Below are 16863 nucleotides of genomic sequence, written 5' to 3' on the forward strand. Positions count from 1 at the left end.
AAGTTGTAGGTATAAAATGAAATATTTTAATGATAATACATTCATTCAATCAAATAGACATGTTAGTATAGTTACTAAACTAGTAGATGAAATAGGTGAAAAATCTATACATACAACTCATAAGTTTGCTTTTATAGTTTCTGGATTAGGAAAAATTAAACTAAATGAAATTGAGTATAAAGTAAAGGAAAATAGTTTAATTTGCATTAATCCATGGAGTACTACAGAAATAACAGAAGTAAATGTATCTATGAATATATTGGTTTTTTCGTATAATAATTCATACATAACTAGGATATTAAATCAAATTAGACCTGAATATATTGATATATTTAATAGTATTGAAAAATTAAGTAAAATAGATTTAAATGGTAGAGCTGGAACTAAAATTAAAAAGATATTACTTGAGATAAGAAATGAAATAGGTGATGATAATATTTTAGAATCCATAGATAAATTTATTGCAGGAGCTTATTCTGAAATATTTATTATTTCTAAATTTTTAGAACTATTTGTAGTATTATCCCGTAATAGTAAAAAACTTAAAAATGAGAAAAATAATTATTCTGAGGCACAGATGTTAATTAAATATATACATGCACATTCTAATGAAAAGCTTACTATTAATAAGCTTGCTGTAATCTTTTTTATAAGCGAATCAACTGTTAGAAGACATATAGAAGAACATACTGGTTTAACTTTTAATGAACTATTATACAAGATAAGACTAGCTAAAACAGAAGAATTATTACTTTATACAAATATGAGTTTAGATGAAATAGCCAATGTATCAGGATTTGTAGATGGTTCACATATTACAAAAATTTGGAATATGAAAAAGAATATGACTCCTACATCATATAGGAATATGTATAGAGATTCATTTACTGGATTTAATGAAAATGATAAGAAAATAATTTTTGAAATAATTAACTATATCAACACAGAATATATGCAGGATATTAAAATAGAACAAATATCTAAAATGTATGATATTTCAGAAATAAAGATAAATAAATTACTTTTATCATATGTTGATAGAAACTTTAGTACATATTTAAATCATATTAGAATAAATAAGGCATGTGAACTATTGATTGATACAGATATACCTATAATAGATATATGCTTTGAAGTGGGGTATAACAATATTAAGTCATTTAATAATAATTTTAAGAAAAATAAAAATATGACACCTACATGTTTTAGGGAGTATAAAAAAATTGACAACGATATGTAACTAAAGTATAATAAAAAGAAGTTTTGTAATTTTAGGAGAAAATAATGGAAAAGATTAAAGGAATTAACCCAGTAATAGAGATTTTAAAAAGTCAAACTACTATTGAAAAATTAGAGATATATAAGGGAATAAATAAATTACATATTAAGAAATTACTTGAACTTGCAAGTAAGAAAAATTTAAAAATATTTTATACTGATAAAAGAGATGATAATTCTCAAGGTGTTGTAGCATATATATCAGAATATGATTATTATGTTGATTTTGTAGCCTTTTTAGAAAAAGAATTAATGAAAGAAGAATCAACTATAGTAATACTAGATCAGATACAAGATCCAAGAAATTTTGGAGCTATAATCAGATCTTGTGAATGTTTTGGAGTAAGTGGAATAATAATGCAGGATAGAAATAATGTAAAGGTTACAGAAACTGTTGTTAAATCATCAACAGGGGCTATAGAACATGTAGATATAGTTCAGGTCACTAATATAGCTGACACTATAGAAAAACTTCAAAAATACGGATACTTTGTTTATGGTGCAGAAGCTGATGGAGAAAAGTTCTATTATGAAGAAAAATACCCTAAGAAAAAAGCATTAGTTTTAGGAAGTGAAGGTAAGGGTATGAGAAAAAGAGTTAGAGAAAGTTGTGATAGTATATTAAAAATCCATTTAAAAGGAGAAATAAATTCATTAAATGTATCTGTTGCAGCAGGAATACTATTATCTGAGATGAGTAAATAGGAGGTAAAAATGGCTAAAGAGTATAGTGCTAAAGAAATAGAAAAAAAATGGCAGGAAATATGGGATAAAAATAAAGTTTTTAAAACTGAAAACAAGGTTGAAGGTAAGAAAAATTATTATACTTTAGAAATGTTTGCTTATCCATCAGGTAAATTACATGCTGGGCATTTAAGAAATTATACTATAGGAGATGCTATAGCAAGGTATAAGAAAATGAAAGGATTTAATGTATTACATCCATTTGGGTGGGATTCATTTGGATTACCAGCTGAAAATGCAGCTATAGATAATGGTGTTAATCCAGCAATATGGACAGAAGAGAATATAAAGAATATGAAAAGACAATTAAAGTTAATGGGACTTTCATATGATTGGGATAGAGAAATTGAAACTTATAAAAAAGAATACTATAAGTTCAATCAAAAATTCTTTATAGAAATGTATAAAAAAGGATTAGTTTACAAAAGAAAATCATATGTAAATTGGTGTCCAGATTGTAATACTGTACTTGCTAATGAACAGGTTGAAAATGGTAAATGTTGGAGACATGGTAAGACTTTAGTAATACAAAAAGAATTATCTCAATGGTATTTTAAAATAACAGATTATGCAGATGAATTACTTAAAAGTCATGAGCAGTTAAAAGGTCATTGGCCAGATCAGGTACTTTCTATGCAAAAAAACTGGATAGGTAAATCTAGTGGAAGTGAGGTAATATTTACTTTAGAGCATGGGGAAAAAGAAATAGAAATACCTGTATTTACTACAAGAATAGATACTATTTATGGTGTTACATATATTTCTATAGCTCCTGAATTACCTTTAGTATCTGAGATAGTATTAAAAGAAAAACCTGAATTAAAACCATTAATAGATGATATGATTAATGAAGATAAGATTTTAAGAGAAGCTCAAGATAAAGAAAAAACTGGAGTATTTACAGGTCTTTATGTAAAACATCCATTAACTAATGAAATGATACCAGTTTATATAGCAAATTATGTATTAATGGATTATGGAACAGGTGCTGTTATGGGTGTTCCAGCTCATGATGAAAGAGATTTTGCCTTTTCTAAAAAATATGATTTAGGTGCAAAGGCTGTAATTAAAGCTAAAAATCCAGAAGATGATTTTGATGGGAATAAACCTTTTTTAGGAAAAGGTGAGTTAATTAATTCTGAGGAATTTAATGGAATATATAATATAGAAGTAAAAGATAAAATAATTGAAAAATTAGAAAAGATTGGAAAAGGACATGTAGCAGTAAATTATAGGTTACATGATTGGTTAATAAGTAGACAAAGATACTGGGGAACACCTATTCCAGTTATATATGATGAAGACGGGAATATACATTTAGATGAAAATTTACCAGTAGTTTTACCTACAGATGTAGATTTTAGTGTTAAAGGAAATCCTCTAGAAACATCTAAAAGTTTCAAAGAAGTTATATTACCTAATGGTAAAAAAGGATATAGGGAAACAGATACTATGGATACCTTTGTTGATTCTTCATGGTATTATTTAAGATACTTAGATCCTAGCAATGAGAATTTAGCATTTTCAAAGGAGGATGCTGATAATTACACTCCTGTTGACCAATATATAGGTGGAATAGAGCATGCTGTAATGCATTTACTTTATTCAAGATTTTTCCACAAGGTGTTTAGGGATTTAGGATATTTATCTACTGATGAACCATTTAAGGGATTACTTACTCAAGGTATGGTACTTGATTATTCATATTATTCTAATAATGAAAGAAGATATTTATATAAAGAAGAGGTTGAGATAAAAAATAAGAAGGCATTTAGTATAAAAACAGGAGAGGAATTAATTTCTAAACTTGAGAAAATGTCTAAGTCAAAGAATAATGGGGTAGATCCAGAAAAAATTATTCAAGAATTTGGAGCAGATGCTGCTAGAGTCTTTTCTTTATTTGCTGCACCACCTGAAAAAGAATTAGAATGGAATGCAAATGGTGTTGTAGGAGCATATAGATTTATTAATAGAGTATACTTAATGGTACAAGAATGTTTAGATATATTAACAGCTAATTATTTAGAAATAGATTTAAGTAAAAGAAATAAGGAAGATGAAAAGCTTCAAAGAAAAACTCATCAAACTATAAAAAGAGTTACAGATAGTATGGAAGATAATTTCCACTTTAATACTGCCATAGCAGGGAGCATGGAACTTATTAATGAGTTAACTACATATAAGCAAAATGTGTTAGATATGGATAATAAATCTAGTGAATCAAATAAAATTTTTAAAGAGTCAATGATATCATTAATATTAATGTTGGCACCTTTTGCACCTCATTTATCTGAAGAAGTTTGGGAAATATGTAAAATGGAAGGATATGTATCTAACGCTGCTTGGCCTACATATGTTGAAGAACTTACTCATGTTTCAGAAATAACTATAGTAATTCAAGTAAATGGAAAAGTTAGAGGAGAATTTGAAACTAACATTAATGTAAGTAAAGAAGAAATTATTGAAAAAGCTCTTTCAAATGAGAATGTACAAAGAAATATTGAAGGAAAAGAAGTTTTAAAAACTATAATAGTACCTAACAAATTAGTAAATATAGTTGTAAAATGATGTAAGTAGAGTCTTAGACTCTACTTATTAATATTTTTGAGGAGTTGAAATACAATGAAAAATTTAAAATCTGAATTAATACTATTTATTGTTGCTATAATCTGGGGAACTGGATTTATAGCTACAAAAATTGCTGTTGATAGTGGTATGGAGATATATAATATACTATTTGTAAGATTTTTAATTTCAACTATTTTACTTTACTTTATGCTTAAAATAAAGAAAATTAAAGTAGAAATGATAGAATATAGGGCAGGACTTATACTTGGTAGTATACTTGTTTTAGCATATATGATGCAGACTTTTGGACTATATTATACTACTCCTGCAAAAAATTCTATTTTAACTGGACTTTGTGTAATATTTGTTCCATATATGTCCTACTTATTATATAAAACAAGGGTAGATAAGTACACTTTTATTGCCTCTATACTTGCATTTATAGGTATATATATGTTATCAGGAAATTTTTTAGAAACTGTAGAAGGGTTTAATAAAGGAGATTTCTATACAGTAGTATGTGCAATCTTATTTGCACTTCATATAGTATTTACAGGATATTATGTTAATAATATAAATACGGTTGTACTTGCATATGTACAATTTTTAGTTGCAACAATATTATCATTAATATTAGCAATATATTATGGTCATTTAAGAGTAATATCAATGTCAGGTATATTAGCATCTCTATATATGGGAGTATTTTGTACTTTTATAGCTTATACCTTACAGATAGTTGGACAAAAAAGAGTTAATTCTTCAACAGCAGCAGTAATATTATCTTTAGAAGTAGTTTTTGCGACTATTTTATCAATATTTTTAGGATATGATAAATTTAATATTTTAATATTATTTGGTTCATTATTAATATTTTTAGGTATAATAATTTCAGAAACTAAATTAGATTTTATGTTTAAAAATAATAAGGGAAAGTAGGAACTTTTGATGTTCCTTTTTTTTTGTATATATTGTATAATATAGGTATAAAAAATAGTAAGGAAGAGTAATGGAAGAAAGAGAATTACAAAGTCTTAAAAGAAGAGCTAAAAAATTAAAAGTTCAATTAGAAAGACATGAAATTTTTATGGAATTATTTGAATATATTAGAAAAAATATACTTATATTAAATCCAATAATATTAGATGTAGAAACTACTGGAATTAGAAAAAATGATGAAATATTGCAATTAAGTATAATAGATCTTAGAAGTAATATAGTCTTTGATAAGTACATGAAACCTAAACATGTTAATGATTGGGAAGAGGCTTTTAAAATACATAATATTTCTCATGAAATGGTAAAAAACAAAAAACATATTTCTTACTATAAAAGAGATATAGAAAAAATATTAAAAAAACATAAATTAATAATAGGGTATGAAGTAAATTCTGATATAGCATTTTTAAAAAGAGCAGGAATAGAGCTTAAATCTAATATAGTATTAGACATAGCCTATATTTTTTCATTATTATTTGAAAATGAAAATATAATAGATAGAAAGATTAGACCTAGTTTATTAGAGGCTTCAAAATTCTATAATTTTGATTTTAATGCTCATGATGCATTAAGTGATTGTATAGCTACTTTACATTGTTTTAAGAGTATATTAGTTGAGAAAAAAGAAAAGTTTGAATTTAAGTATGACCCTCAAGTAATGAAAATTTTAGAAGAAGAGAATAAAGTTTTAGAAAAAGAAGATAAATTAACTAAACTTGCAAGAAAATATGTTAAATTGTATGAAAGTACAGGTAATAAAATAATACTGGATTTAGAAACAACTGGTATTAGAGAAGATGATGAAATAATACAGCTTAGTATTATAGACATTAAAGGTGAAAAATTATTTGATGAATACTTTAAACCTTTAAATGTAAAAGAATGGGAAAGTGCATATAAGATACATAAGATAAGTAATAAGATGCTTGAAGATAAATTAACTATTGAAGAATATAGAGAAGAGATACAATCTATACTTGATGTTACAGGCTATATGGTAGGGTATGGTATAGATTTTGATTATAAGTTACTTAAAAGGCAAGGATTTAATGTAGAACATATTAAAAGAATAGACATATCAGATTATTTTAAATATATATATAGGAAAATATTTAATAATCCAAAATTAAAAAGACCAAAACTAATAGAATGTTCAAGTTATTATGGATTTAAAGATAAAGGTTTTCATAATAGCCGAGTAGATTGTTTTGCAACACTTGTTTCATATAAAGGGATATATAAGGATATGTTAGAAGAATTGAGTGATAGGAATGAAGGTAAAGATAATTAAAAAAATTACATTAAGTAGTGATGAAATTAAATATTTTTTAGATTATTTAAATGAGAAAAAAATAGAAGTAGTTGAGGATATATTATTAGCAGATGTATTAGTTACTTTTGGTGGTGATGGAACATTACTTTCTACAGTAGAGCATTTGAGAGTAAAAAATATACCAGTATTTTCTATTAATTATGGGAGTATAGGATATATGACTAAGATAAGTAGTAAAGATGCCATAACTTCATTTGAAAAATATATTAATGGAGAATATATGATAGATCATAGAAAATTTTTAGAAGTTAGTTTTAAAAATAAGGTTTATTATGGTTTAAATGAATTAAGTATATTAAAGTTTGCTATAAATTCAAGGCTAATTAATGTAAAAGTAGAACAAGATAAAAAGTTAATAAATGTATATAAGGCAGATGGAATAATAGTTGCAACCCCTACAGGTTCCACTGCTTATTCACTTTCAGCTGGTGGACCTATAATTGAACCAAATTTAGATGCAATTTGTATAACTCCACTTGCACCTCAAAGTCTTACAACAAGGACTATTATAATTAATGGTAAGAGTGAACTTAAATTTTCAGCATTTGGAAGAAGTGAATATGTTGGTTTAAATATAGATGGAAATCTTCATTTTAAACTATATCCAGAAGATGTAGTTTATGCTAAGCTTTCAGATATGGGAATAGATTTAATATATGTAGATGATTTAAATTATTATGACATATTAAAAGAAAAATTATATTGGATTTAGGGGGTATAGATGTTAAAAGAATTAAAAATTGAAAATTTAGCAATTATTGATGAAATAGACATTAATTTAGAAAAAGGACTTACTGTACTTACAGGAGAAACAGGTGCTGGAAAATCAATAATACTTGATGGATTATCTTTGATTATTGGTGAAAAAGCAAGTAAAGAAATGATAGGTAAAAATAGTGAAAAAGTAAGTATAGAAGCAGTATTTAGCCTAGATGATGAACAGATAGAAAAATTAAATACTCTTGAGTATGAATTTGATGAGGAATTAATAATTTCAAGAGAATTTGGACTAGATAATAAGGTAAGAGTGAATAATAAGAGATTTACCTTATCAAATTTAAAGGAGATTAGTAGTAATATTTTAGATTTAGTGGGTCAGCATGATCATCAATATTTACTTAATTCTAATTATCACCTATATTTACTTGATAAGTTTTTAGATAAGGATAGTTTAAAGATTAAGGCTGATATTAAGGAATATATATCAAAAATAGATATATTAAGTGAAGAAATAGAGAATATAAAAAGGGAAAAAAGTGAAGCAATAGAAAAAAGAAATCTATATGAGTATATAGTTGAGGAAATATTTAAGCATAATTTAGAAGTAGATGAAGATGAAGAGCTTGAAAATGAATATAATGAATTATTTAATTCAGGTATGATTACTGATAAATTAACTGAAATACTTGATTTCTTGGATTTTAGTAGCTTTAAGAAGATAAAAAAAGATTTAGAGAAATTAAGTGAGTATTCAAATAAATATAATGAGTTAAATGATAGATTTAATAATGTTTATGAAGAATTAAATGATATAGTAGATGAACTTTCATCTTCTCTTACTGGTGTAGATAATAATCCATATAGGTTAGAAGAAGTAAATGATAGGTTAAATATTATAAAAAAACTTAAACTTAAATATGGTTCTAGTATTAAGGAAATACTTGAATATGGAGAAAATATTAAAAATAAGCTTGAATTAATAGAACATTCTGATGAAGCCTTATATGAGAAAGAAAAAGAATTAGAAGAGAATATAAAGGGATATAAGAAATTAAGTAAAAAACTTTCTACACTTAGAAAAAATAAGGCTAAAACATTAAAAGATAATGTTATGAATGAATTAAAAGAATTAAATATGCCATCAGTAGTATTTGATATAGAATTTACAGAACTTGATAGAATACACATAAATGGTAATGATGGAATTAAATTCTTAATTTCTACTAATAAGGGAGAAAAATTAAAAGATTTATCTAAGATAGCTTCAGGGGGAGAAATATCTAGAATAATGCTAGCTCTTAAAATAGTCTTTTCAAAAGTAGATCATATTTCTTGTTTGATATTTGATGAGATAGATACAGGTATTTCAGGAGAGACTGTAATTAAAATAGCAAACAAGCTTAAAGAGTTATCAAATAATGTTCAGATAATATGTGTAACTCATTCACCACAAATAGCTGCAAAGGCTAATAATCAATTTTTAATATATAAGGAAAGTGATGAGAAGAATACAAGAACTAAGATAAAGAAATTAAATGAGGAAGAAAGAATAAAAGAAATTGCTAGAATATTATCAGGAGATAATATAACTAAGGCAAGTTTAGAAATAGCAAAAGAGATGATGAAATAATAACATTTTATATTGACAATGAAAGAAAGCGAGGTCTCTTATATAAGAGGTGCATACCATTAAATGTTCCCTCAAATATATGAAGAAGGTGATAAAATGTTTAATTTCAATTAGATGTTAGATGGAAGTATAGTAGGCTTTTATATCTTATTAATCCTTGTAGTAGGATTACTAATAAGGATGTAAAAAATGCTGACGATTTTCTAGTTGCAGGAAGAAGTGTTGATCTTTATGTTGGAATGGCTTCTCTTGCTGCCACAGAATTTGGAATTATAACATGTATGGCTGCTGGACAATTAGGTTATAAATATGGATTTTCAGGAGCAACAGTAGGTGTTCTTATGGCTATAATCATGTTTACTGTAGGTAAAACAGGATTTTGTATAGAACCATTAAGAAAAGCTGGAGTTGTAACTATACCAGAATTTTTTGAAAAGAAATTTGGTAAAAAAATTAGATGGTCTACAGGTGTAGTTATAGTTATAGGTGGACTTTTAAATATGGGAGTTTTTCTTAGGACAGGTGGAGAATTTTTAGTTTATGTTGCTGGATTAAATCCACGTTATTTAGAAATTACAATGACTATACTTTTACTTATAGTAGCCTTATATACAATATTTGGTGGAATGCTTTCAGTTTTAGTTACAGATTATATGCAATTTATTCTTATGAGTGTAGGACTTACTTTAACTACATTTATAATCTTTTATAAAGTTGGTTGGAATAAATTATTTAATACTGTTATAGAAAAATATGGGGCAGGAGGATTAAATCCTTTTGTGCATCCTCAATTAGGTTGGCAATATGTTCTTTACACAGCCTTAGTTTTAAGTGCTACTGTTTTAACATGGCAAACTATGGTATCACGTGTATTATCTGCTAAAGATGAAAAAGTTGCAAAAAAGATGTATACAAGAACAAGCTTTTTCTATATAGTTAGATCTTTAATCCCTGTAATATGGGGAATTACAGCACTTTCTTTTATAACACTTGAATCTATAGGAGGAGTGCATATAAAGGCTATGTCTAAGATGCTATCTTTACTTATTCCTAGTGGAATTATAGGAATACTTGTAGCAGCTATGCTTGCAGCAGATATGTCAACAGATTCATTATATCTATTAGGTTGGGCTAGTGTTATATACAATGATATATTAATAATATTTCATAAGAATTCATGGAAAGAGAAAAAAGAAATTTTTGTAAATAGATTGTTAGTAGCTTTAATAGGAATATTTTTACTTTTATATGGATTATGGTATCCTTTAAAATCAGATTTATGGGTATATATGACTCTTACAGCTACAATTTATTCAGTAAGTGTATCAACTTTATTAATTGCAGCATGTTACTTTAAAAAATCAAATGAATGGGGTGCTTATGCATCAATAATTATTGGAGCATTAACTCCTATTAGTTTTTTAGTAGCACAACAAATAGAAGTTTTAAAACCTTATGCAGATAAAATAGGACCATATTATTCAGGAATAGCATCATTTGTATTTACATGGATAGCTATGATATTGGGTTCTTATTTAAAAATTCTATTTTCTAAAAAGGGAGTGAAGTAAATGCAAATATTAATATTATTCTGGAAATTTTTAATAGTTTTTGGGCTTATTTGGTATGTAAGTACTATAATAATAGTTGGAATAAAGGGATTTAGGAATATAAAGGAGATGCTGGAGGCTGTAAGTAATGAAAAAAAATAATGTTTTATTTATTATTGCAGATGATTTAGGAGCATGGGCATTAGGTTGTTATGGTAATAAAGATGCTATAACTCCCAATATAGATAAATTAGCAGAAAAAGGTAAAATATTTGAAAATTTTTTCTGTGTTTCACCTGTATGTTCTCCTGCAAGAGCTTCAATTTTTACAGGGAGAATACCATCACAACATGGAATACATGATTGGCTTGATGAATGGGAAAATGGTACAACAACAGAAGATTATTTAAAAGGTCAATCTACATTTGTAGACATTTTATCAAAAAATGGATATACTTGTTGTATGAGTGGAAAATGGCATGTGGGACTTGCAGATAAAGCTAAAAAAGGTTTTCATTATTGGTATTCACATAAAAAGGGTGGAGGACAATATTATAAAGCACCTATGTATAAAGATGAGAAGTTAATATATGAGGAAGAATATACAACTGATAAAATAACAGATTATGCTATAAAATTTTTAAATAAAGAAAAAGAACCATTCTTTTTAAATGTTAATTATACAGCTCCTCATTCACCATGGGATAGGAAAAATCATAAAGAAGAAATCTTAAAACTATATGATAATTGTAAACTTGAATCTTGTCCTAGAGATCCATATCACCCTTGGAAGATAGCTGAAACATTTGAGGGAAATGAGGAAGAAAGAATAGAGATTCTTAAAGGATATTTTGCAGCATTAACTGCTATGGATATGGGTATAGGAAAAATAATTAATGAACTTGAAAAAAAAGATATTCTTAAAAACACCCTTATAATCTTCACTAGTAATAATGGTATGAATATGGGACATCATGGTATTTTTGGAAAAGGTAATGGAACTAGTCCTTTAAATATGTATGATAGTTCTATTAAGGTTCCTTTTATAATATATAAAAAAGATGAAACAGAAGCAGAAATAGTAACTAATTTATTAAGCCATTATGATATTAGATCTACATTGCTTGAATATTTAGGTTTAGATGACATAGAAGATGAACATGTTGATTATCCTGGAAAGAGTTTTTCAGGAATACTTAATAATAATAAGATTGATAATGATAAAAACGTTGTGATATATGATGAATATGGTCCAACAAGAATGATTAGAAATGAGAAATATAAATATGTTCATAGATATCCTGATGGACCACATGAATTCTATGATTTAGAAAAAGATAAAAATGAGAATATAAATGAGATTAATAATGAAAACTATAGAGAAATTATAGATGAGATGAGAAAAGAACTTGAAATATGGTTCTTAAATTATGTGAATAAAGAAATTGATGGTGCGACATTACCAATTTATGGTGCAGGTCAGAAAAGGTTTGCAGGTAAATGGGGAGGTTATGCAAGAGATACTTTTGGAAGATATCATTCAAAATTCATATTTTCATCTGATGCTAAACTAGATGAAAAAACAGAAACAAAAATAGAAAATAAAATACAGTAAAATAGGATAGAGGGGAACATGGTAGAAGTAAACTCATTTTTAGATTATCTTAAATTTGAAAAAGGTAATGCTGATAAAACTATAGAAAGTTATAGAAATGATTTATATACTTTTTTTAAAAAAGTAAATAAAAAAGTATGTGATATAACTAGTGATGATATTTATCAGTATATAGAAAAGCTAAAGGAGAAGTATACATATAATACGGTTATTAGGAAAATAAGTAGTATAAAATCCTTTTTTAAGTTTTGCTATATTGAAAAAATAATTAAAAATGATCCAGCAAATAAAATACATAATTTAAAAAAAGAGAAAAGACTACCAAATGCTCTAAGCTTTGAAGAAATTAATGCCATAATACAAAGCTTTAATCATGAACCAGTAAATAGAAGAAATCAGTTAATAGTTAAGTTTTTAGTGGCAACAGGTGCTAGAATTTCAGAAGTAATTAATTTAGAAATTAAGGATATAGAAAATTCTGATTTTGAATTTGCTAAACTTTATGGTAAGGGAAGTAAATATAGATTTGTCCCGATATATTTAGAACTTGAAAAAGAAATAAAGGAATATATAAAGGATATAAGACCTAAAATTAAGGGTAGTGAAAGAAGTTATTTACTTTTCCCTGGAATTAGAAGAGAAAACTTTTGGAAAATATTAAACAAACATGCACAAAATGTTGGTATAGAGAAAAAAATACATCCACATATATTTAGACATTCTACTGCAACAATGATGATAGAAAATGGTGCTGATATTAGAGTAGTTCAAGAATTATTAGGACATGTGAGTATTACAACTACTGAGGTTTATACTCATGTTGAGAAGTCTAAACTTAAGGAAATATATAAAAAAGTAAAAATTGGAGAAGAAGATGAATAAGAAATTAAGAAAGAAATATGGTTATGAAGGTTTATTTTTAATACTCTTTATTGTAATAGGAGTAATATTTAAGTTTCAATTATTAGTTGAAAAAAATATAGTGTCTTTAGTAGTTTTAACTACGAGCTATGTTCTTTTAAATGTATGTATATTAAAAAATATATATAATTCATCGTTTCCAATATTTATAATAAATATTATGTTTGTTGTGGATACATTAGTACTTTTTACGGGAACAATAAATTTATCGTACCTTATTCTATACCATTTAATTTATCTATTATTTTTATTAATAATATATAAAACAGATGGTATAGTAAGGGTAAGAAAAGGAGCAATTTTTTACATATTATACGGAATATTTAAGATGGTATTTATATACTTTTTACTAGCTTAACATTGAATAGATTTTGTATTTATGTTAAAATCAGGTTATGATACTTGAAAATGATATATTAAAAAAAATAGAAAAAATTAAAGATAAAATAATTAATGCTAGAGTTGAAAAAAATAAATATTTAGGAGAATATAAGGAAAGGGTTATAGTAGCATTAACAAAACAAGAATTAGAAGAAAAATTTATATATCCTGAAGTAATTAAAGCATTAAGAAAAAAAATAGCATATAAAATGATAGTTTCAAGAGATGTTGACTTATCAAAACTTAAAAAATATATATCTCTTTCAAAAAAGATGAAAATAGCTTGTAAAATGGTTGATGGACTTAGTTATACTGGAGAAGTTGGCTTGGTTGTAATATCTGATAATGAAGTTAAAAATAGGAGTGAAGATCCTATAGTATTAAGCTTTAAAGAAAGAATATTAAATGCAGGCTTAGATATAGTTTTTTATCAAGCTATGGGAAAGAAAATATCAAAAAAATATTATGAGATAATAAAAGAAAAATTGCCAGAACTTGAAGAGTATTATGAACCTATAAGATTTTTTGATAAAATTACAGGTACTATTTGCCCTATAACACAAAAATTAGAAAATTAACGGAGGAAACATGGTTGAAGGATTCAAAATAGAAGGTAAAAGACCTTTAAATGGTGTAATAGAAGTAAGTGGAGCAAAGAATGCAGCACTTCCTATAATAATAGCAACGCTTATAGAAAAAGGGGAACATATATTAAGAAATGTACCTGATTTAAGAGATATTAGAATATTGTTCCAATTATTAGAAGATTTTGGAATGAAGATTGAAAAATTAGATAGTAGTAGTTATAAAATAATTAATGATGGATTTAAAAGAAATGAAGCAAGTTATGAAATAGTTAAGCAAATGAGAGCTTCATTTTTAGTTATGGGGCCTATGGTTGCTAATTTACAAGAATCAATAGTTTCACTTCCAGGTGGTTGTGCTATAGGAAGCAGACCAGTTGATATACATTTAAAAGGATTTGAAGCATTAGGAGCTGAAATTACTCAAATAAGAGGATATGTTCATGTTGTTTCTGAAAATCTTAAAGGGGCAGATATAGCGTTAACTTTCCCTTCAGTAGGTGCAACACAAAATCTACTTATGGCTGCTGTTAAAATTCCTGGTAAAACTAGAATAATTAATGCAGCAAAAGAACCAGAAATAGTTGATTTAGGTAATTATTTAATAAAAATGGGAGCAAAGATTGAAGGTCTTGGAACTAATACTATAACTATTGAAGGTGTAGAAAAATTACATGCTGTAGAATATTCAATTATGCCTGATAGAATAGAAGCAGGAACATATGTTATTGCCTCAATAGTTACAGATGGAGATTTGAAAATTAAAAATGCTAATATTGAGGATTTAGGAGTATTTAAAAATCAACTTGAATCTATAGGAGTTAAATTTGAAAAAGAAGGAGATATATTAACTGTTAAGGGTAAAGTTAAAGATTTAAAACCTACAAGAATAGTTACTATGCCACATCCAGGATTTCCTACAGATATGCAGGCTCAAATGATGTTATTACTTTCATTAATTAAAGGTCATAGCGAAGTTGAAGAAACTGTATTTGAAAATAGATTTATGCATGTTCCTGAATTAAATAGAATGGGAGCAGATATAACTATAAGACATGGTATAGCAAATGTTGAAGGTGTAGAAACTCTTTATGGAACTAATGTAATGGCTTCAGATTTAAGGGCAGGAGCAGCTTTAGTTGTAGCTGGACTTATAGCAGATGGAGATACTATTTTAAGTAGAATATATCATATAGATAGAGGATATGATAAATTAGAAGAAAAATTAAATAAAGTTGGAGCAAAAATAGAAAGAATAAAACTTGAAGTTTAATAGAAATGGGAGATTATAAAATCTCTCGTTTTTATTTAACTATTGACAAAAAATGGGGGGGGGGGGGTATAATATTTAAAGAGATTTAAGATGTTAGAACGATTTAATAAAGGTATTTTGTTAAAATTATGTTTATTTCTTAATCTTTATTTGAATATAAAAAACAAATTTTAATATTTTACTTATAGTTATAATAATTGTTAGATTTAAAAAAGTTTCAAAATATGAAATTTAACGATGAAAAATTTTTAAAGAGAGGGAAAATGAAGAATATTAAGAGTTATGAATTGAAAAAAATTTTAAAAAATAAGATAAGTATAAATGATCAAACAATAATAAGATACTTAATTTTTGGATTTATGGGTTTATCATCAACTTCTTATGGATCTTGGTTGGCAATAGATGATAATAATGGAACAGTGGGTGTATACAATAGTTACAATGATCATGGAGAATATAATACTAAAAATAATATTATACTAGCATATCATAATAGTGCAAATAATACTTCAAGTTCAGTAATAATAGGAGCTGGAGTAAGAACATACGGTAAAGGTTCAGAAAATGTGGTAATAGGGTTTAATGCTATATCTGAGAAGGCAGAAAGTGTTGTAATAGGTGCTAATACAAAATCAGATGTAAAAAAATCTGTAATACTTGGTTCTCATGCACATGTTTATAGAAATCATTTTGGAATAACAAACCATATAAAGGACGATGAAGAACAAGGGGTTGCAATAGGAAATGCAGTTTTCTCAACAGCTCAAGCAACATCTGTAGGAAATAATACTTATGCTATAGGAAGATCATCTATAGCAATAGGTAATGATGATGTATCTTCATATGTTCAGCCTATTACTAAATATGATTTTAATACATATTTTAAAACACTTTACAGTAATATAGATTCTAGTGGAAGTGTATATGGATATGGAAGTAATGGAGGAACAGATTCTACTAAACATAAATACTCACCAACACTAGCCCAAGGACATGGATCAATAGCCATAGGTTCTAGGTCTATAGCTTATGCTGATGGAGCAACAGCCTTAGGAACTCTTGCATATGCTTTAAAGAAAGGTTCAACAGCAGTAGGAACACTAACAAGAGCAGAAGGAGAAGGATCAATAGCAATAGGAAGAGAAACTAATGTATTTGCCCAAAATGCTATAGCTTCAGGTAATAAGACATTAGTTCTATCAGAGGGTGGAGCAGCATATGGATTTTCAGCCATTTCAGGAGGACAAAACTCTATAGCAATAGGAAC

General features: G+C 26.6%; 14 protein-coding genes and 1 pseudogene. All 15 read left to right on the forward strand.

The genetic code is table 11. The annotated features are described in order from the left end of the window. The first annotated feature begins 16 nt into the window (after nt 1–16). Nucleotides 17–1240, forward strand: coding sequence for an AraC family transcriptional regulator (locus tag BUE91_RS03285; RefSeq protein ID WP_073507938.1), 1224 nt, complete (start codon nt 17–19; stop codon nt 1238–1240). Between the two features lie 44 nt (nt 1241–1284). Next, a complete protein-coding gene (gene rlmB, locus BUE91_RS03290; protein WP_066900344.1) occupies nt 1285–1983 on the forward strand; it encodes a 23S rRNA (guanosine(2251)-2'-O)-methyltransferase RlmB in 699 nt (232 codons plus the stop codon). A gap of 9 nt (nt 1984–1992) precedes the next feature. Continuing rightward, nucleotides 1993–4590, forward strand: coding sequence for a leucine--tRNA ligase (gene leuS, locus BUE91_RS03295; protein WP_073507939.1), 2598 nt, complete (start codon nt 1993–1995; stop codon nt 4588–4590). Nucleotides 4591–4644: 54 nt separating this feature from the next. After that, nucleotides 4645–5529, forward strand: coding sequence for a DMT family transporter (locus BUE91_RS03300; protein ID WP_073507940.1), 885 nt, complete (start codon nt 4645–4647; stop codon nt 5527–5529). Between the two features lie 70 nt (nt 5530–5599). Continuing rightward, entirely contained in the window at nt 5600–6880 is a 1281-nt protein-coding gene (locus tag BUE91_RS03305; RefSeq protein ID WP_073507941.1) for a 3'-5' exonuclease, read from the forward strand. Then, nucleotides 6861–7634 carry an NAD(+)/NADH kinase gene (locus BUE91_RS03310; protein WP_073507942.1) on the forward strand — a complete coding sequence of 258 codons (774 nt, stop codon included), beginning with the start codon at nt 6861–6863 and terminating at the stop codon, nt 7632–7634. The genes BUE91_RS03305 and BUE91_RS03310 overlap by 20 nt, the downstream gene beginning before the upstream one ends. A gap of 9 nt (nt 7635–7643) precedes the next feature. After that, a complete protein-coding gene (gene recN / locus BUE91_RS03315; protein WP_073507943.1) occupies nt 7644–9272 on the forward strand; it encodes a DNA repair protein RecN in 1629 nt (542 codons plus the stop codon). A gap of 239 nt (nt 9273–9511) precedes the next feature. Continuing rightward, nucleotides 9512–10843 carry a sodium:solute symporter family protein gene (locus BUE91_RS03320; protein WP_244889884.1) on the forward strand — a complete coding sequence of 444 codons (1332 nt, stop codon included), beginning with the start codon at nt 9512–9514 and terminating at the stop codon, nt 10841–10843. Next, nucleotides 10844–10984, forward strand: a complete 141-nt coding sequence (locus BUE91_RS07115; protein ID WP_180370670.1) for a hypothetical protein — start codon at nt 10844–10846, stop codon at nt 10982–10984. Next, nucleotides 10971–12437 (forward strand): sulfatase family protein, encoded by a 1467-nt coding sequence (locus BUE91_RS03325; protein ID WP_073507944.1) that lies wholly within the window; start codon nt 10971–10973, stop codon nt 12435–12437. The genes BUE91_RS07115 and BUE91_RS03325 overlap by 14 nt, the downstream gene beginning before the upstream one ends. 18 nt (nt 12438–12455) lie before the next feature. Continuing rightward, nucleotides 12456–13319: a tyrosine-type recombinase/integrase gene (locus tag BUE91_RS03330; RefSeq protein WP_066900331.1), complete on the forward strand. Its 864-nt coding sequence runs from the start codon at nt 12456–12458 to the stop codon at nt 13317–13319. Next, nucleotides 13312–13716, forward strand: coding sequence for a hypothetical protein (locus BUE91_RS03335; protein WP_073507945.1), 405 nt, complete (start codon nt 13312–13314; stop codon nt 13714–13716). The genes BUE91_RS03330 and BUE91_RS03335 overlap by 8 nt, the downstream gene beginning before the upstream one ends. Nucleotides 13717–13753: 37 nt before the next feature. After that, on the forward strand, nt 13754–14317 hold the full coding sequence (locus BUE91_RS03340) for a DUF1694 domain-containing protein (RefSeq protein WP_073507946.1): 564 nt from the start codon (nt 13754–13756) through the stop codon (nt 14315–14317). A 10-nt stretch (nt 14318–14327) separates the two neighbouring features. Next, complete coding sequence (gene murA, locus BUE91_RS03345) at nt 14328–15596, forward strand: UDP-N-acetylglucosamine 1-carboxyvinyltransferase (protein WP_073507947.1); 1269 nt, start codon at nt 14328–14330, stop codon at nt 15594–15596. 263 nt (nt 15597–15859) lie between these two features. Beyond that, a pseudogene (locus tag BUE91_RS03350) lies at nt 15860–16863 on the forward strand (adhesin); the annotation flags it as partial.

The organism is Streptobacillus notomytis (assembly GCF_001902585.1).
Lineage (GTDB): Bacteria > Fusobacteriota > Fusobacteriia > Fusobacteriales > Leptotrichiaceae > Streptobacillus > Streptobacillus notomytis.

What these genes read in the sequence shown, in the direction of transcription:
- BUE91_RS03285 (WP_073507938.1), top strand. Translation starts at nt 17, where the DNA reads ATGAAATATTTTAATGATAATACATTCATTCAATCAAATAGACATGTT.
- rlmB (WP_066900344.1), top strand. Translation starts at nt 1,285, where the DNA reads ATGGAAAAGATTAAAGGAATTAACCCAGTAATAGAGATTTTAAAAAGT.
- leuS (WP_073507939.1), top strand. Translation starts at nt 1,993, where the DNA reads ATGGCTAAAGAGTATAGTGCTAAAGAAATAGAAAAAAAATGGCAGGAA.
- BUE91_RS03300 (WP_073507940.1), top strand. Translation starts at nt 4,645, where the DNA reads ATGAAAAATTTAAAATCTGAATTAATACTATTTATTGTTGCTATAATC.
- BUE91_RS03305 (WP_073507941.1), top strand. Translation starts at nt 5,600, where the DNA reads ATGGAAGAAAGAGAATTACAAAGTCTTAAAAGAAGAGCTAAAAAATTA.
- BUE91_RS03310 (WP_073507942.1), top strand. Translation starts at nt 6,861, where the DNA reads ATGAAGGTAAAGATAATTAAAAAAATTACATTAAGTAGTGATGAAATT.
- recN (WP_073507943.1), top strand. Translation starts at nt 7,644, where the DNA reads ATGTTAAAAGAATTAAAAATTGAAAATTTAGCAATTATTGATGAAATA.
- BUE91_RS03320 (WP_244889884.1), top strand. Translation starts at nt 9,512, where the DNA reads ATGGCTTCTCTTGCTGCCACAGAATTTGGAATTATAACATGTATGGCT.
- BUE91_RS07115 (WP_180370670.1), top strand. Translation starts at nt 10,844, where the DNA reads ATGCAAATATTAATATTATTCTGGAAATTTTTAATAGTTTTTGGGCTT.
- BUE91_RS03325 (WP_073507944.1), top strand. Translation starts at nt 10,971, where the DNA reads ATGAAAAAAAATAATGTTTTATTTATTATTGCAGATGATTTAGGAGCA.
- BUE91_RS03330 (WP_066900331.1), top strand. Translation starts at nt 12,456, where the DNA reads ATGGTAGAAGTAAACTCATTTTTAGATTATCTTAAATTTGAAAAAGGT.
- BUE91_RS03335 (WP_073507945.1), top strand. Translation starts at nt 13,312, where the DNA reads ATGAATAAGAAATTAAGAAAGAAATATGGTTATGAAGGTTTATTTTTA.
- BUE91_RS03340 (WP_073507946.1), top strand. Translation starts at nt 13,754, where the DNA reads ATGATACTTGAAAATGATATATTAAAAAAAATAGAAAAAATTAAAGAT.
- murA (WP_073507947.1), top strand. Translation starts at nt 14,328, where the DNA reads ATGGTTGAAGGATTCAAAATAGAAGGTAAAAGACCTTTAAATGGTGTA.